16 protein-coding genes are annotated in these 16,857 nt (G+C 66.5%); 5 read left to right on the top strand and 11 right to left on the bottom strand.

Annotated features, from left to right (window positions below):
• Positions 1-7: 7 nt before the first annotated feature.
• Entirely contained in the window at positions 8-1,069 is a 1,062-nt protein-coding gene (queG, locus tag ACFQRC_RS06730) for a tRNA epoxyqueuosine(34) reductase QueG (RefSeq protein ID WP_379959229.1), read from the bottom strand.
• Between the two features lie 45 nt (positions 1,070-1,114).
• On the opposite strand from queG, the gene ACFQRC_RS06725 reads away from it, so the two are divergent.
• Together ACFQRC_RS06725 and ACFQRC_RS06720 are read left to right on the top strand one after the other, a co-directional pair.
• The gene (locus ACFQRC_RS06725; protein ID WP_379959227.1) at positions 1,115-2,068 is read left to right on the top strand and encodes an ABC transporter ATP-binding protein; all 954 of its coding nucleotides are present in this window, start codon (positions 1,115-1,117) and stop codon (positions 2,066-2,068) included.
• Positions 2,065-3,288: an ABC transporter permease gene (locus tag ACFQRC_RS06720; RefSeq protein WP_379959225.1), complete on the top strand. Its 1,224-nt coding sequence runs from the start codon at positions 2,065-2,067 to the stop codon at positions 3,286-3,288. The genes ACFQRC_RS06725 and ACFQRC_RS06720 overlap by 4 nt, the downstream gene beginning before the upstream one ends.
• 4 nt (positions 3,289-3,292) lie before the next feature.
• Here the strand turns inward: ACFQRC_RS06720 and ACFQRC_RS06715 are convergent, their stop codons facing one another.
• A complete protein-coding gene (locus ACFQRC_RS06715) occupies positions 3,293-3,670 on the bottom strand; it encodes a VOC family protein (protein WP_379959222.1) in 378 nt (125 codons plus the stop codon).
• 162 nt (positions 3,671-3,832) lie between these two features.
• Here ACFQRC_RS06715 and ACFQRC_RS06710 point away from each other — a divergent pair, with 162 nt between their 5' ends.
• Together ACFQRC_RS06710 and ACFQRC_RS06705 are read left to right on the top strand one after the other, a co-directional pair.
• Positions 3,833-5,416 carry a winged helix-turn-helix domain-containing protein gene (locus ACFQRC_RS06710; protein ID WP_379959220.1) on the top strand — a complete coding sequence of 528 codons (1,584 nt, stop codon included), beginning with the start codon at positions 3,833-3,835 and terminating at the stop codon, positions 5,414-5,416.
• 147 nt (positions 5,417-5,563) lie between these two features.
• Positions 5,564-6,946 carry a calcium-binding protein gene (locus ACFQRC_RS06705; protein ID WP_379959218.1) on the top strand — a complete coding sequence of 461 codons (1,383 nt, stop codon included), beginning with the start codon at positions 5,564-5,566 and terminating at the stop codon, positions 6,944-6,946.
• 56 nt (positions 6,947-7,002) lie between these two features.
• Here ACFQRC_RS06705 and ACFQRC_RS06700 read toward each other — a convergent pair whose 3' ends face one another.
• The 4 genes from ACFQRC_RS06700 to ACFQRC_RS06685 all read right to left on the bottom strand — a co-directional run bounded on the left by ACFQRC_RS06700 (position 7,003) and on the right by ACFQRC_RS06685 (position 11,466).
• Entirely contained in the window at positions 7,003-8,448 is a 1,446-nt protein-coding gene (locus tag ACFQRC_RS06700; RefSeq protein WP_379959215.1) for a UdgX family uracil-DNA binding protein, read from the bottom strand.
• A 7-nt stretch (positions 8,449-8,455) separates the two neighbouring features.
• Positions 8,456-9,700: a putative DNA modification/repair radical SAM protein gene (locus ACFQRC_RS06695; RefSeq protein WP_379959213.1), complete on the bottom strand. Its 1,245-nt coding sequence runs from the start codon at positions 9,698-9,700 to the stop codon at positions 8,456-8,458.
• 81 nt (positions 9,701-9,781) lie between these two features.
• Positions 9,782-11,176: a peptide MFS transporter gene (locus ACFQRC_RS06690; protein ID WP_379959210.1), complete on the bottom strand. Its 1,395-nt coding sequence runs from the start codon at positions 11,174-11,176 to the stop codon at positions 9,782-9,784.
• Positions 11,177-11,256: 80 nt separating this feature from the next.
• Positions 11,257-11,466 carry a dodecin gene (locus ACFQRC_RS06685; protein WP_379959207.1) on the bottom strand — a complete coding sequence of 70 codons (210 nt, stop codon included), beginning with the start codon at positions 11,464-11,466 and terminating at the stop codon, positions 11,257-11,259.
• Positions 11,467-11,592: 126 nt separating this feature from the next.
• Between ACFQRC_RS06685 and ACFQRC_RS06680 the strand changes: the two genes are divergently transcribed.
• Entirely contained in the window at positions 11,593-13,341 is a 1,749-nt protein-coding gene (locus ACFQRC_RS06680; RefSeq protein ID WP_379959205.1) for a DUF885 domain-containing protein, read from the top strand.
• Between the two features lie 102 nt (positions 13,342-13,443).
• Here ACFQRC_RS06680 and ACFQRC_RS06675 read toward each other — a convergent pair whose 3' ends face one another.
• The 5 genes from ACFQRC_RS06675 to ACFQRC_RS06655 all read right to left on the bottom strand — a co-directional run bounded on the left by ACFQRC_RS06675 (position 13,444) and on the right by ACFQRC_RS06655 (position 16,846).
• Positions 13,444-13,851, bottom strand: coding sequence for a hypothetical protein (locus tag ACFQRC_RS06675; protein ID WP_379959203.1), 408 nt, complete (start codon positions 13,849-13,851; stop codon positions 13,444-13,446).
• A 54-nt stretch (positions 13,852-13,905) separates the two neighbouring features.
• The gene (locus ACFQRC_RS06670; RefSeq protein WP_379959200.1) at positions 13,906-14,394 is read right to left on the bottom strand and encodes a hypothetical protein; all 489 of its coding nucleotides are present in this window, start codon (positions 14,392-14,394) and stop codon (positions 13,906-13,908) included.
• 4 nt (positions 14,395-14,398) lie between these two features.
• Entirely contained in the window at positions 14,399-14,974 is a 576-nt protein-coding gene (locus ACFQRC_RS06665; RefSeq protein WP_379959197.1) for a demethoxyubiquinone hydroxylase family protein, read from the bottom strand.
• Positions 14,938-15,426, bottom strand: a complete 489-nt coding sequence (locus tag ACFQRC_RS06660; RefSeq protein ID WP_379959195.1) for a disulfide bond formation protein B — start codon at positions 15,424-15,426, stop codon at positions 14,938-14,940. Before ACFQRC_RS06660 ends, ACFQRC_RS06665 begins: the two co-directional genes overlap by 37 nt.
• A 79-nt stretch (positions 15,427-15,505) precedes the next feature.
• The gene (locus ACFQRC_RS06655; RefSeq protein WP_379959193.1) at positions 15,506-16,846 is read right to left on the bottom strand and encodes a S41 family peptidase; all 1,341 of its coding nucleotides are present in this window, start codon (positions 16,844-16,846) and stop codon (positions 15,506-15,508) included.
• Between the last annotated feature and the right edge of the window lie 11 nt (positions 16,847-16,857).

Here is a 16,857-nt window from a genome sequence, read left to right as displayed (position 1 = left end):
CCCTCGACTACGCTCGGGAGGAACGAATTTCGGTGAGCTTCCCGATCGCCCATTGCGCCGCCTCGGCCACCGCCGGATCGGCGTCATCCACCAGTTTTCGCAACGGCTCCACCAGCGTCCCGCTGCCACTATTTCCCGCCGCGATCGCCGCGTTGCGCACCATGCGGTCGCGGCCGATCCGCTTGATCGGGGAGCCGGCAAAGACCTGGCGGAAGCCCGCATCGTCCAGCGCCAGCAAATCGGCCAAAGCGGGCGCGACCAGTTCGGCGCGGGGCACGAACGCCTGGTTCCTCCGCGCCGTATCGGCGAAGCGGTTCCACGGGCAGACAGCGAGGCAATCGTCGCAGCCATAGATGCGGTTGCCCATCGCCTCCCGGAACTCGTGCGGGATCGGGCCCTTATGCTCGATCGTCAGGTAGGAGATGCAGCGCCGCGCATCGAGCTGGAACGGCGCCGGAAAGGCCCCGGTCGGGCAAGCGTCGAGGCAGCGGCTGCAACTCCCGCAGCGCGCGCTATGCGGACTATCCGGCTCGAGCTCCAGGGTCGTATAGATGGCGCCGAGGAACAGCCAGCTTCCGTCGGCGCGGCTGACGAGGTTGGTATGCTTGCCCTGCCAGCCGAGGCCGGCCGCCTCGGCGAGCGGTTTCTCCATCACCGGCGCGGTGTCGACGAAAACCTTGAGCGCACAGGGGGATCCCGCCACCAGCCAGCGCGCGAGATGCTTCAGCGCCTTTTTGACAATATCGTGATAATCGCCGCCCTGGGCATAGACCGAGATGCGCCCGACCTCCTTCTCGTCCGTCAGCGCCAGCGGGTCGATGGTGGGGGCGTAGCTCATCCCCAGCGAGATGACCGACCGGACCTCCGGCCACAGGCCGGCAGGGGAGCCGCGCCGGTCGGCGGTGGTCTCCATCCAGATCATGTCGCCATGGGCGCCCGCATCGAGCCATGCCCGCAGCCGCTCTGCCGTCCTGGGCGCGGCATCGGCGCGGGCGACGCCGAAAGCGACAAAGCCGAGCGCCCTCGCCTCCGTCTCCAGCCGTTCACGAAAGGGGAGCTTGCCATCCATCGCGGCAACCCGCTACCACATTGAAAGCTAAGGGGGATGGCAAAAATGGCGGCTGGGTTCGCGATCGAGGCGAAGGGTCTCATCAAGGCCTTTGACGGAAAGAGCGCCGTCGCCGGCATCGACCTCGCCGTTCCCGCCGGCAGCATATACGGAATCCTCGGCCCCAATGGCGCCGGCAAGACCACCATATTGCGGATGCTGCTCGGCATCATCGATCCCGATGCCGGGCACCGCACCCTGCTCGGCCACGAGCGGCCGATGGAGGCGGCGCGCATCGTCGGCTATCTGCCGGAGGAGCGCGGCCTCTATCCGGCGATGACCGCCGGTGACGCCATCGCGTTCATGGGCGCGCTGCGCGGCCTCCCGCTCGATATCGGCAGGACGCGCGCCGAAGGCCTGCTCGCCGACAACGGCATGGGCGATTATATCGACAAGCCGATCCGGAGCCTGTCCAAGGGCATGGCGCAGACAGTCCAGCTGTTCGGCACTATCGTCCACCGCCCGCGCCTGATCGTCCTCGACGAGCCTTTTTCCGGCCTCGACGCGATCAACCAGGGACGGCTGGAACATCTGATTCGCGAGGAAGCGGCGGATGGCGCGACCATCATCTTTTCGACCCATGTCATCGCCCATGCCGAGCGGCTGTGCGAGCGCATCGCCATCATCGCCGCCGGCAGGCTGCGCTTCGAAGGGCTGGTTTCGGAGGCGCGCGAGCGGCTTCGGCCGCAGGTGCGGCTGCGCACCCGGGCCGCCGACGGCGTCTGGCGGGGGGCGCTCCCGCACGACGCCGAGATACGCGTTGGCGGAGTCTGGCAGTTCGAGCTTCCCGAAAGCGGCATCGAGCCGCTCCTGAAGGCATTGATCGACGGCGGCGCCGGCATCGAGGAATTGTCGATCGAACGGCCTGGCCTCCACGATGCCTTCGTCGCCATCGCCGGCGAAGCGGCGGCGCGGCAGATGGATACCGGGCCGGAAGAGGCAAGGGAGGCGGCGGAATGACCAGACTTCTCGAATCCGCCTTCGTGATTGGACGGCGGGATTTCACCGCCACGGTCTTTTCGAAGACGTTTCTGCTCTTCCTGGTCGGACCGCTGCTCATCATCGGCATCTCGATCCTATTCGGCAACCTCAGCGAACGGATGGCTCGGCAGGACATGCGCTCGACGGTCTCGGTAATCGCGAGCCAGGCGGAGTTCGGCGAAATGGAAGCCGCCCGCGCCCGGCTGGCGCCGGCCTTCGGCGCGGACGAATTGCCTGTGCTCGTCCGGGCGGAGCCCGATTATGTCCTCGAGGCGCAGATCGCGGACCTGCTCGGCTCCCGCGACAAGCGCATCTTGGCGGTCATGACCGGCGGCGTCGCCCGCCCCCGGCTCACCGGCGCGGTCAGCGAGACCGGCGCGATACGCGAGCAGATCACCCTGATCGTCGAGGAGGCGCGCCACCGCCGCGCGCTCGACCGCGCCGGAGCGGTGCCGCCGCCGCTGGAGATCGAGTTCGTCAAGGTGGAAGAATCGGCGGGCTCGCTCGCGGCTTCGCGCGCCGTCACCGCGCGGGGCGGACAGCTTTTGCTGTTCATGCTCACCGTATTCCTCGCCGGCATGCTCCTCTCCAATTTGATCGAGGAGAAATCGAACAAGGTGATCGAGGTGCTGGCGGCAGCGGTGCCCGTGGACGCCATCTTCCTGGGCAAGCTGGTAGCGATGCTGGCGGTGTCGCTGGTCGGCATCGCGGTATGGGCCTCGGCTGCGATCCTCGGGCTCACCTTGTGGCCGTCCGAGGCGTTCGCGCTCCCGCAACCGGCGGTGGGGTGGCCGCTCTTCGTCCTGCTCGTCCTCATCTATTACGCCGCCAATTATCTGCTGCTGGGCGCCTTGTTCCTCGGCATCGGATCGCAGGCCTCGTCGGTGCGCGAGGTGCAGACGCTGTCGATGCCGGTCACCGTCGCCCAGATCCTCATCTTCCTGCTTGCATCCTTCGCGGTGGGACCGTTCAACAGCCTCGTCGCCATCCTGGCGGCGGTCTTCCCGTTCAGCTCGCCGCTCGCCATGATCGCCCGCGCCGCGCAGACGCCGGAACTGTGGACTCATGCGCTCGCGATCGGCTGGCAGGCCTTGTGGGTGTGGCTGACGCTGAAGCTCGCCGCCGGCCTGTTCCGGCGCAACGTCATGAAATCGGGATCGGGGCCGACCGCCCTTGGTCCGCTCCGGTCGAGGGCCTGAAGGCTCAGGCGGCGGGTGCGGGTCCGATCTGCTGCCACAGCTCGATCTTGATGCCGTCGCAATCCATGATCCAGGCGAACTTGCCATATTCCTCGTACTGGGTGCCGAGGATGTCCACGCCTTTGGCCTTCAGGCCGACGAGGAAGGCGTCGAGGTCGTCGACGCGGAGATTGACCATGAACCCGGCGGCGCTCGGATCGAAATAATCGGTCGCGACCTTGAACGGCGAGAACAGGCTGTAGGCTTCGGCCTCGTCCGCCTGCCAGGGGAAGACCGCGCCCCACTCGCCGCCGATGCCGAGCGTCTCCTGATACCAGGCCCGCGTCGCTTCCGGATCCGCGACCTTGTAGAAGATGCCGCCGAGCCCCGTCACTTTGGCCATATCCCTCTCCCTGTCTGGTCAGGCCGGTTCATGCACCTGCCGCGCCGCTTGCGCCAGCGGCCGCGCACGATCCGAGATGGTTTTCGGTCCGCTCTTTCTGTCCATGGCGCCGACAACGGCCTCACGCTATAATCGCCGCCGCGATAAAAGGGGGTGGTGCCGATGGTGCGGGCCAGGAGAGGGGCCGGGGATCCCGTCAACCTGGCGGATGTGCCGCCCTTCCGCCTCGGCGACGTCGAGGTCCATCCGTCCACGCGCCAGCTGATCCGCGACGGCAGAAGCGAGACGCTCGAACCCCGGGTCATGCAGGTGCTGGTCGTGCTCGCCGAGGCCAAGGGTTCCGTCATCTCGCGCGACGAGTTGATCGACCGCTGCTGGGGCGGGCGCATCGTCGGCGAGAATGCGATCAACCGCGTCATCTCCATCATTCGACAGACGGCGACCGACCTCGGCATGGATTCGTTCCAGCTCGAGACGATCACCAAGGTCGGATACAGGATGGTCGTACCCGGCGGATCGACGGCCCCGGAGACATCGATTCCACCGTCACGGGAAAGCGGGCCGGCAGCGGACCCGTCGGCGCGCCCATCGCGCCGGCGGGTCATCGGCGCGAGTGTCGCCGCCGGCGTCGCCGTGGCGGCCGGCGGGCTGTTCATCTGGGACCGCAACCGGCGGCACCAGCCGCATCCCGAGGCGCTGGAACTCTACCGCCGCGGTCAGATCGCGCAGCGCCAGGGCGTGCCCGAGCAGGTCCGGCAGGCGGTCTCCTTCTTCACGCAGGCGACCGAGATCGACCCGCTTTATGCGGATGCCTGGGGAGGGCTCGCTTTGTCCTACCGGCATATCCTGGAAGGTTATGCGGAGGGCGAGATGGGCAGCCTCCCCGGCCTCATCGAATCGGCGTCGCGGCGGGCCCTGGCGCTCGATCCGGACAACGCCGACGCCCAGGTCGCGCTCGTCGTCATCAAGCCCTATTTCCGGAACTGGGACTGGATGGAGGCCGACCTGCGACGGCTCGGCGAGCGCTATCCCGACCATTGGTTCGTCCAGGCCCAGCTCGGCATCATCCGCTACGAGGTCGGGCGCTGGCGCGACGGCATCGCGCATACCGAGCGGCAGCTCGAGATCGAGCCCTTCATCCCGATCCCCCACATCACCCACGCGCGCGCGTTGTGGAGCTTGGGCCGGCTCCAGGAAGCGGAGACGGTGCTGGACGCGGCCGTCGAGCGGTGGCCCGCTCATTATCCCCTGTGGAACCTCAAGTTCCGCTTCCTCCTGTCCAACGGCCGCCCCGCTTCGGCGGCCGCGTTCGTCTTGGACCCGGAGACGCAGCCGGACAATCTCGGGCCGAAGGCGATCGAGACTCGGCTCACATTGGCCCGGGCGGTGGAGAAACGGGACGCGACGGATGTCGCGGCCAGCCTGGCCGAGTTTCGCGAGCAGACAGTACATGGCGTCGAGAGCATTTTGGGAACGGCGCCTGTGTTCGTGCTGCTCGGTCGCCCCGACCTCGCCCTCGACGGGCTCGAGCGTTATTATCTGGGCGCGAAGGAAGGATCGGGGCCGCCGGTGCCGCCGCCCGGCCCTTACGACAGACGGTACACCCAGCCCTTGTTCATGCCCGAGACGGCGCCGCTTCGAGACGAACCGCGCTTCGCTCGCCTGCTTCAGGCGACGGGTCTTGAAGATTATTGGCGCGCCACCAGGACCCTGCCGGATTACCGGCGCGGAGCGAATCCGGCCTAGCGGCGCGAATATCACCTTTCCATCACCGATTCATAACGTCGCCTGTGTTGCGGCGAGATCGTCGCGGCGCGCACCAGTAAGAGGTGCGGCGCCTTCCCGTTGGCGTCGGCGCGAACGGCACATTCTCGCGGGAAAAGGAGCGACGACATGGCAAACTATCCCATTCGCACCAAAGCTCGGAACGCGGCATCGCAAGCCGAGCCCGAGGCGAACGATCTGTTCAGGTTCAACATCCTGCACGACGGCCCGATCATCCAGAATCTCGGCGCCGGCAACGACCGGGTCGTCATCGGCTCCGGCCCTTCGGTGAGCCAGATCAGGCTTACCCTGACCCGCTTCGAGGTCGGCAACGGCAATACCAACGACAGCAACATGATGCCGAACCAGGATGGCGGTCTCGCCATCCGGCTTCAGGCCGAGAACGGCGCGGGCGCCTTGTTCGGCCCGGTCAGCCGTTTCGACGATGAGGGCATCACCTTCAGGACGGTGTCGGAAACGGTAAAGTTCGACATTCGCGACGTATCCGGCGCGGAGAGCGGAAACACGTTCGACGTGGTGACGCTCGGCACCAGCGGCGCCGATAGGTACGACTATAGCGGACAGAGCGAGTTCTTTTACATCAATGCCGGCCTCGGCGATGACCGGATCACCGGCGGGAGGGGCGACGATCATCCGGTCGGAGGCGCCGGCAACGACATCATCCGGGGAGGCGGCGGCGACGATCTTATCGTCGGCGCGCCCGGAAACGACCGCATATCGGGCGGCGGCGGCAATGACAGGGCGATCTACATTGCCGGGGCAGACGGCGCCGACTCGGTCAATCTCGGGGCCGGGAACGACACCGTGATTCTCCTCGGCGCGCCGGGGCAGGTCAGGCTCACCTTCACCAGCGCCGAGGTCGGCAACGGCCATGCGCGCGACGGCGGAAGCATGACGAACCAGGATGCGGGCCTCGCCGTCCGGCTCCAGGCGGAAAGCGCCGGCGCCCTTGCCGGGCCGGTCAGCCGCTACGACGACGAAGGCATTTCCTTCCTCGCCGCGCCCGGCATGACCTTCGACGTCCGCGATCTGGCGAGCGGCGCCGCACGCGGCAGCCGGTTCGAGGTCGTTCGACTTGGAACCAGCGGCGAAGACACGGTCGACGACAGCGCCAGCGCCAGACCCACCTACATCAACGCCGGCTTGGGCGACGACGAACTGATTGGCGGCGCCAAGGCCGACTTTCTCGTCGGCGGCGGCGGCGAGGACCGGCTGAGCGGAGGACGGGGCAGCGATTCGCTCCTCGGCGGCCTGGGCAGCGACACGTTCGCCTTCTCGGGCAATCCGGGCGCGGACAGAATCCTCGATTTCGCATCGGGTACCGACCGCATCGACCTCAGCGCCTATGGCATCGACATCGGCGACGTGGAGACCAGCGCCTCGGGCGCCAACACCTTGATCGATGTCGATAGCGACAGCGACGGCGCCTTCGACTTCCAGATCCTCCTGGTGAATGCTGCGGCGCCCGTTGCCGCCGACTTCATCTTCTGAAGCCTCGCCACCCGCCGGCTCCACGCCGGCGGGTGGACTGTCTCACGCGCGATGCATCAGGCGAGCGCCTTCGCCCGCTCGCCGATCCTGTGGAGGTCTTCGACGAAGCGGGCATATTCGGCCTCGCGGTCGTCGCGGACGCGGAGAAGGAAGCTTGGGTGGACGGTGACCCAGGTCTCGCCGCCACCCTCCAGCCTGTGCGCCTTGCCGCGCGTGGCGGAAATGGTGACCACCTTGCCGAAGAGCGAGCGGGCGGCGGTGGCGCCGAGCGCGACGGTGAGCGGCGGCCGGACCAGCGCCAGTTCCTGCTCCAGCCACCAGCGGCAGGCGGCGATTTCGGGGCCGTCGGGCTTGGAGTGGATGCGGCGCTTGCCGCGCCGCTCGAACTTGAAGTGCTTGACCGCATTGGTGACGTAGGTGGCGGCCCGGTCGATGCCGGCCTCGGCAAGCGCCTTGTCGAAAAGCTGGCCGGCGGGGCCGACGAAGGGGCGGCCGGCGATATCCTCCTGGTCACCCGGCTGCTCGCCGGCGAACAGGATGCGGGCATCGAGCGGCCCTTCTCCGAACACGGTCTGGGTGCCACATTCGTGTAGGTGGCAGCGGGTGCAGCCCTTGGCCTCAGCAAGAATCGCCTCCCAGGCGGCGAGCGCGTTGCCGCCGGGCTGGAGGCGCCGCTCGACCGCGTCGGCGGCGGCGAGGCCGGCTTGCTCCGGCCCGGTCAGCTTCGCTTTCGACTTCGCCACCATCTCCGACTCGCGCGCCTGCGCTCCCGCGATCAACTTTCCGACCAACGCCGTCTCGGGCATGTTTTTCCAATATTTCTTCGGCATCTCCTTCAGCATCGCGCCGACCTTCAGGCGCGCGGGATTGAAGGTCGAGGCGTAATAGGTCTGCCAGACCTCCTCGATCGGATCGTCCGCGGGAGCATCGTCGCGGGTAGCGCCGGGCCCCTCGGCCAAGGCTTCCAAGTCCCAGTGGATGGAAAGCTCGGGCGTCAGGATGGACCAGCGCATCGCGGCGAAGCGACGGACGAAGAAGCCCGCATTGGCGCGAACGATATGATGCTCGGGCTCGAACCAGGCAACGAAGCGCGGGCCGGCGTCGGTCTCGACTTCGCGGAAGCGGAGGAAGGCCCGCATCTTGTGCATGTCGCGCCGCACCGCCTTGGCCATGGCTTCAAGGCGCCGCAGTAGAGGATCGGCCGCATCCTCGAGCGTGCGAGGGTTGGCGTGCAGGCGCAGCAGCATCGCATATAGGAGGGAGAAGCGCTCCGGGTTCGAATGGCAGATGACCGAGCCGGCGAGCTCCACGAACGGGCGCGGTACGGAAAAGGTGGGTGAGTCGAATGCGTCCCGCACCGCCTCGTCGGCGAACAGGTCATGGGCGCCGGTGCCGACCTGCCAGGTCACGTCCGACGCTGGGACGCGGGCCAAAGCGAGGGAGCGCGCGGCATCGCGCCAGCCTTCGAAATCCTCCTCGTGGGAAAGGCAGACAGTCCGCATAGCCTCCTCAAGCGGCGAACAGCTCCAGCTGTTCCACCGGCGGGGCGAGGCGTTGGCGCAGGTCGGCTCTCTCGGTGAGGGCGGTGGGGCGCCAGTCTTCCGCGACGATGAACGGCCGCAGCTTCCGGACGGAGACGGTAAGCCGCGCGACATCGTCGAGGCGCAGGCGCCGCCAACGGCGCGACGCAAGGATATTGTCGACCGCTTTCACTCCGAGGCCGGGCACACGCAGCAGCATCTCCCGTGGCGCGCGGTTGATATCCACCGGGAATTGCTCGCGAAACCGGAGCGCCCAGGCGAGCTTGGGATCGATGTCGAGGGGGAGCATGCCCGCCGGGTCGGTCGCCTCCACCACCTCCGCCGGCTTGAAGCCATAAAAGCGCATCAGCCAGTCGGACTGGTAAAGCCGGTGCTCGCGCATCAGCGGCGGGCGCTTGAGGGGCAGCACGAGGCTAGCGTCTGGAATGGGCGAAAAAGCCGAATAATAAACGCGCCTCAGAGCGAAGCGGTCGTAAAGCCTGCTGGCGCGGCGGATGACGTCGCCGTCGCTCGCTTCGTCGGCGCCGACGATCATCTGCGTGGACTGACCGGCCGGCGCGAAGGCTGGAGCATTGCGAAAGCGACGCTGGGAATCGCTGGCTTCGGCGATCGAGGCCGTCATGCTCTTCATCGCCCCTTCGATCCGCCCGCCATCCTTTTCGGGTGCCAGGCGCTTCAGACCCGCTTCGGTCGGCAGCTCCACGTTGATCGACACGCGGTCGGCAAAAAGGCCCGCCTGACGGGCGAGTTCGGGGTCGGCGTCCGGAATGCTCTTCAGGTGAATGTAGCCGCGAAAATCGTGATCCTCGCGCAGCGACCGCGCCACCTCGACGATCTGCTCCATCGTATAGTTTGATGAGCGGATGATCCCCGAGGAGAGGAACAGGCCCTCGATATAGTTACGCTTGTAGAAAGCGAGTGTCAGCCGGACGACCTCCTCCGTTGTGAAGCGGGCGCGCCGGACGTTCGAACTCTTGCGGTTGATGCAATAATGGCAGTCGAAGATGCAGCTGTTCGTGAGCAGGATTTTCAGCAGCGAAATGCAGCGGCCGTCCGGCGCGTAAGCGTGGCAGATGCCCATTCCTTCGGTGGAGCCCAGCCCGGCTCCGCCGCGGCTGTCGCGGCGCTTCGTACCCGACGAGGAGCAGCTCGCGTCATACTTGGCGGCATCGGCCAGGATGGCGAGCTTTTCGCGCGTGTCGAGACGGGACATACGTTCTACTTATGTTCTGATCCTGCGTTTGTCCAGACGGCATTTATTCATTAAATCCAATCGCTTCCCATCCAACCTTGCTCAGGCCGGCAGCGGCGCCGGCTCTCCTGCCATCAGCTTTTTCGACAGGAACAATTTGAACAGCAGGAACGCCGCGCCTGCCACTGCGGCGAAGCCTGCGTGGAGCAGCCAGAAGCTGGTGGTAGGCATGGTCGCGTACCAGCCGCCGATCCAGCCCACCAGCGAGTTGGCGGCGAAGAAGGCGAGATAATAGAGGCCGATCACGGTGGCGTTGATCGCCTTGGGGGCGAGCTTGGCGAACAAAGCGAGGGTGACCGGCAGCATGTGGGCGAAGCCGATGCTGTTGAGCAGGTGGAACATCACCGGCCAGAACAGACCGATCTTCTCGCCTTCGCCCTGCGTCGCGGCGGCGGCGAACAGGCAGAGCATGCCGGCGATCGAAAAGGCCGAGCCGATGACGATCTTGCCGAGTTCGTCGGGCTCGTTCCAATGCTTTGCGTACCAGCGGTAGAAGAGCGCGACCCCGGCGAGGAAGCTGACGCTGACCACCGCGTCGAGGGTAATCAACCAGGTGGTTGGCAGCTTGGTGCCCATGAAGTCGAGGTCGAACTGCTGGTCGCCCCAGACCAGATAGGCGTTGAAGATCTGCTGATTGGGCAGGAAGCCGATCGCCATCACCGGGATGAGCAGGAGCAAGGCGGTGACGGCGAGCCACTCGTGCCGCCGCAGCCGCTCGCGCGGCGCCCGCTCGGCCTGCGGCGTGAAATGCTCCCGGGGCAGATATTTCTGCCCGGCGAGATAGATGACGAGGCCGATGAGCATGCCGATGCCGGCGGCGCCGAAGCCCCAATGCCAGCCGATCTTCTCGCCCAACGTGCCGACGATCAGGGGCGAGGCGATGACGCCCGCGTTGATCGCGAGGTAGAAAATCTGGAAGGCGTCGGCGCGGCGCAGATCCTCGGGCTTGTAGAGCGCGCCCACCTGGCTCGCGATATTGCCCTTGAAGCAGCCGTTGCCGAGGACGAGACAGAGCAAGGCGAAAAGAAAGCTCTGCTCGAACGCCATCAGGAAATGGCCGGCCGCCATGGTGACGGCGCCGATGACGACCGTGCGGCGCTTGCCGAGCCAGCGGTCGGCGATCAGGCCGCCGAAGATCGGCGTCAGATAGACCAAAGCGAAATAGGTGCCGAAGATGGCTGAGGCGAGCGGCTGGCCGGTCAGGCCGCCATAAAGGCTGCTGAACGCCTCGAAGCCGACGATATTCTCGACATGGCCGGGGAGAAGAAGCTCGTTGACCATATAGAGGACGAGCAGGGCCTGCATGCCGTAATAAGAGAAACGCTCCCACGCCTCGGCGAAGGCGAGGTAGCCCAGACCCTTGGGATGGCCGAGAAAGGAACGGTCGTCCTTGTCGATGACGGCGTCGAGCTCGGGCGTGGCTTCGGCTAATGTCACAGGCGGTCCCCCCATTCGGATGGGCGCAACCTATCGGCAAAATTCTAGGAAACCAGTGGTTTTTCGACGGCCGGCGCGGCCTAGTCGCGCAAGGTGAAGCCGATCCGCAGGGTCACCTGATAATGCGCGACCTTGCCTCCGGCGACATGGCCCCGTGTTTCGGTAACCTCGAACCAGCCTATATCCCGCACCGTTTTGGAGGCGCGCGCGATGGCGCCTTCGATGGCGTCCTCGATGCTGGTCGACGAGCTGCCGACGACTTCGACGATCTTGTAGATGTGGTCGCTCATGACGCTGGTCCTTCCCGCTATTGGCTTCCTGCCAACGGGCAGGGAGCGGAGATGTTTCCCGGCGGCCCTTGCGTCGGGGCAAGGGGTGGATATGAAGCCGTAACGAACGAATGGAGGGGCATCAATATGCGGGGGATCATCATTGCATTGCTGCTGGGCGCGAGCGCGCCGGCTCTGGCGGCGCCGGCGGACGACCTCAAGGCGGTGATCGACGATCACTGGGCCTGGTATCTGAGCGTGAACCCGATCCAGGCGACCAGCCTCGGCGTCCGCGATTATGACGACCGGATCGGTGACATCAGCCTCGCCGCGGCGAATCGTCAGGTGGAAGCGGAAAAGGCGCTACTCGCCCGGCTGAACGCCATCCCCGTGGCCGAACTCGGCGCCGCCGACCGCACCAACCACGCCATTCTCACGCGGATGCTGGAAGAGGATATCGAGGCCAACAGCTTCGGGCAGCGCATGATATTGTTCAGCAACCGGAGCGGCTGGCACCAGTTCGCCGCCGGCCTCTCCAATTTCGTGCCGCTCCGCACCAAAGCCGACCATGAAAGCTATCTCGCCCGCATCGCCCAATATCCCAAGCTCAACGACGAGGCGATCGCGATCACCCGCCGGGCGGTGCAGGAGGGGTATATGCTGCCCTGCGTCGCGATGGAGGGGTTCGAGGGCACGATATCCGGCGTGATCGCGGCAGACGCGGAGAAGTCGCGCTTCTACGCGCCCTTCACCCGGACCAGGCCGGTCGATGTCAGCGAGGCCGAATGGGCGGCGATGCAGGCGCGGGCGAAGGCGATCGTCACCAGCGCGATCAACCCCGCCTATAAGAAGCATCTCGATTTCTACACCGCCGAGGTCGGCCCCAAATGCGTCGAGGCGGTGGGCGTGTCGGCGCAGCCCAACGGCCGGGCTTATTACGATTTCCGCATCCGCGAGATGACGACGACCGACCTCGACGCCGATGAGATCCACGCCATCGGCCTCGGGGAGGTCGCGCGCATCCGGGGCGAGATGGAGAAAGTGGCGAAGGAAGCCGGCTTCCCCAGCCGCGAAGTCTATATCGAGGATCTGCGCACCAACCCGAAATATTATGCGAAGACTCCCGAAGAGCTGATGCAGGCGGTGGCGCGGGTGAACAAGGAAATCGACGGCAAGATGCCCGGCCTGTTCGGGCTGCTGCCGCGGCTCCCCTATGGCATCAGGGAAATACCCAGCGAGATCGCCGAAGGGACGACGACCGCTTATTATTACCCGGGCTCGCCCGAGAGCGGCATCGCCGGGACCTATTATGTCAACACCTCCAAGCTCGACCAGCGGCCGCTCTGGGAAGTGCCGGCGCTCAGCGTTCACGAGGCGGTGCCCGGGCATCATCACCAGATCGCGCTCCAGCAGGAACTCGACATGCCCGAATTCCGCAAACATGCCGCCTTCTTCACTGCCTTCATCGAGGGCTGGGGCCTCTATTCGGAGAGCCTTGGCGAGGAGATGGGTCTCTACGACACGCCCGCCAAGCAGATGGGCAAGCTCTCTTACCAGATGTGGCGCGCGACGCGGTTGGTGGTCGACACCGGCATGCACGCCAAGGGCTGGTCGAAGCAACAGGCGCTCGATTACATGAAGGACAATACGGCGCTTTCGGAGGCCAATATCGAGGCCGAGGTGAACCGTTATATCGCCAATCCGGGCCAGGCGCTGGCCTACAAGATCGGCGAGCTCAAGATAAAGGAGCTGAGGACCCGGGCCGAGCAGGAGCTGGGGCCGAAGTTCGACCTCCGATATTTCCACGACGCGGTCCTGGGCCAGGGCGCGGTGCCGCTCGACGTGCTCGAACGTCAGGTGATCGACTGGATCGCCGTGGAGAAGGCCAAGGCCTGAGCGGGTTTCCCGTCATTGCGAGCGACCTTGGCGATCCAGCCTGTGCGCTGGATCGCCACGTTGCTACACTCCTCGCGATGACGCGAAGCCGAGCGCGGAAATCTACGGCTGCGGCTGCCCTTCGGCCGCCTGCCGCCGCTCCTCGCGGGCCATGCGCATCATTTCGGCCCAGCAGCCCGAGACGCCGCCCGGGCCGACCGTCGAGCAGCTCTGGATCCCGGTCTCGCCCACATATTCGAGGCTTTGTGCCCGCGAGGCCCAGGCTTCGCTTGCCGGGTCCTCCTCGGTCGCCTCATCGCGCAGCTCCTCGGGAATGCGGTAGCGTTCCGTCTCCGGGCGGCGCGCGCAGACGATGATCTCATCCGACGTGCTCGGCGGGCAGGGCTCGGCGCCGTAGACGACGACGCGGCGAACCTGCTCGCGCGCGGGGGTGGCCGGATCCGTGGGCGACTGCGCCATCGCGGCGGCGCCGACGGCAAGGATCGCGGCGCAGGGGACGAAGCCTTTCATGGCGGCCTCCTTTCCTTCGCCCAATAGAAGGTCCGGCGCCGTCGCTTTGTTCCTTTAATCGACCGGGTTCAGCTCTTCCTCGATCGCCTCGGCTTCGGCGTCGATGCGGCCGAGCCGTTCCTGCCGCGCTTCCTCGATGAGGCGATTCCAGTTCACCGAATCGCGGCCGGCGCGTTCGGCGCGGGCGTTGCGGACCAATTCCTCATAGCAGCCGGTGGCGCCGCCGGGGCCGACCGGCGAGCAGCTGCCGATGCCGCTCTTGCCGACATATTGCAGCTCGGTGGCGCGCTCGGTCCAGGTGTCGTTGGCCGGGTCGTTGGGGTCATTGCGCAGATTTTCGGGGATGCGGTAGCGATCCTCCTCGGGCCGGCGCGCGCAGACCGTGATCTCCTCCGCGGTGCTCTCGGGGCAGGGATCGGCGCCGTAGACGATGAGCTGGCTGATCCGGGTGTCGTCGGCAACGGTCGCGGCCGCCTCCTGCGCCAAAACGGGAGCGGCGAGGAGGCCGGCGGCGCCGGCGGCGGCGATGAACAGGCACTTCATGATTTCAGATCCTCTTGGAGAGCGCGATGGCGGCGCGGCAGCCGGCCCGGATGAAAGCGGAAAGCACGGGGTAGCCGAGGGCATTTTCCGCGCCGGCGGCGATCGCGGTCTCGCGATGCTCGATCTCCTCGGCCCGGAATTCCGCGATGGTCGCCGCAAGGTCGGGATCGTCTTCGCCCAGCGCGCGCAGTTGCTCCGAATAATGTTCGTCGATCTCGGTCTCGACCGCCGCGGTGCAGGCCATGGCGGCATCGGGACCCATCAGGGCGGTCACCGCGCCGAGCGCGTGGCCGGCGACGTTCCAGACCGGCTGGAGCAGGGTCGGGCGAATTCCGCGCTCGGCCATCAGCCGGTCGAACGCGTCGAGGTGGCGGCGCTCCTGCGCGGCCATGCGGGCGATGGCGCGCGATGCGGGGTGGCGGTCGCCGAGCACCGCCAGCTGCCCTGCATAGATGCGGGTCGCGCCATATTCGCCGGCCTGGTCGACGCGGATCATCGACCCGGTGTCGGCGCGGGCGTCGCCGGGGCGCCAACCGGGGGCGCTCATGCCGGGGCGCGGGGTCGTCTGAGGCTCAGCCATGATATCACCGATGCGGACCCGATGGAGAGGATCGCGTTCCACCCGGCCATCGAGATACCGAGGAACGACCATTGTATTTGATCGCAACGAACGAGCGGCGTCGCCATAATATCCGCGAGAATGTCGGCGCTGGAGCCGCCGGAAAGAGCCGCGCTGCACGTCGTCAGCCCCTCGAAGATACCCGCCTCCACGCCGGCATGATAGACGCCGATCGCTCCGCTCGTGAAGATGGCGAGGGCGGCGAGCCAGACGAAGCTGCGGCCCCGGTCGGGCTGGCCCCGCATCGCGAAGGAAAGGAGCGCCAGCGTGAGCGCGGCATAATGGGGCCAGCGCTGCCAGTGGCACATCTCGCACGGATAGAGGCCGCCATAATATTGGGAGCCGAGCGCCCCCGCGAGCAAGGCGGCAGGCACCAGCAAGGCAAGCCATCGGGCCTTTTCGAGGCTCGTCACAGGTCTGGCGCTCCCGGCATTTCGTTCCCCCGCGGCGTGCGCGTTTCATCGGTCGCGGCCATCGCGACGGTCTCTTTTTCTAGCGCGTTCCCGTCTTCTTCGGCTCGCCCGCGGCCGCCGTCCGCGTCTTGTCGAGGCGGGCGATGGTCTGGAGGGCGTAGTGAAGCTGGAAGTCCTCGATGCCCTTCTTCTTCAGCTCCTCGGCGGTGGCGCTGAAGCGGGGGTCGGGCTTGCCGTCCTCTTGGATCACTTCCTCGTCGACCTTCAACTCGTTGATGAGGTGGCGGCGAAGGTCGGATTCGCGGAAGACCGGGCGGTCCTTGTAATCGGGGTCCGACAGCTGCGGCACCTCGATGTCCGGCTTGATGCCGCCTTCCTGCACCGACCGGCCTGACGGCGTATAGTAACGCGCGGTGGTGAGGCGGAGCGCCGTATCCTGGCCGAGCGGCAGCAGCGTCTGCACCGAGCCCTTGCCGAAGGTGCGCTCGCCCATGACGATCGCGCGGTGATGCTCCTGCAGCGCGCCGGCGACGATCTCGGCGGCCGAGGCGCTGCCGGCATCGACCAGGACGACGACCGGCAGGCCGCGGGCGGCGTCTCCGGGGCGCGCGTAGAAGCGCTCTATGTCGCCCTTGTCGCGGCCGCGCTGGGAGACGATCTCGCCGCGCTCGAGGAAGGCGTCGGAAAGGCCGATCGCCTGGTCGAGCAGCCCGCCCGGATTGGAGCGGAGGTCGAGGACATATCCCAGCGGCGGCCCGCCCAGCGACTTTTCGACCGCCGTCATGGCGGCGAGGGTCGCGTCGGTCGTCGTCTTGTTGAAGGTGTTGACGTTGATGATGCCGACCCGGTCCTTGATCTCCCACTTGACGGCGGGAAGCTCGATGATCGCGCGGGTCAGCTTGACGTCGAACGGCTTGTCGCGGCCGGGGCGGACGACGGTGACGGTGATGTTGGTGCCGGGAGCGCCGCGCATCTGCTCGACCGCCTCGTCGAGCGTGCCGCCATAGATGAGCTTGCCGTCGAGATGGGTGAGATAATCGCCGGCCTTGATGCCCGCGCGGTCGGCGGGGGTATCCTCGGTGGGCGCAATCACCTTCACCGCCCCATCCTCCTGCGTGACGGTGAGGCCGAGACCGCCATATTCGCCCTCGGTGGTGGTCATCAGGCTGCTGAAGCCCTTTTCGTCGAGATAGGAGGAATGGGGATCGAGGCTGGCGAGCATGCCGTCGATGGCGCCGCGCAGCAGAGTCTTGTCGTCGACCTGCTCGACATATTCGGATCGGACGCGCTCGAACACGCTCATGAACTGGTCGAGCTCGCGATAGGTGTCGACATCCACGGCGGCGAGCGCGGCGGTGGCGGCCGGGATCAGGGCGACGGCGCTGACGAGGCCGATGGAGCGGAAGAGGTTTTTGGCCATGGAGAATCCTG

It is taken from the genome of Enterovirga sp. GCM10030262 (assembly GCF_042666435.1).
GTDB lineage: Bacteria > Pseudomonadota > Alphaproteobacteria > Sphingomonadales > Sphingomonadaceae > Allosphingosinicella.
The sequence above is the reverse complement of the archived record's forward strand: the minus strand, read 5'-3'. Positions and strand labels throughout refer to the sequence as shown.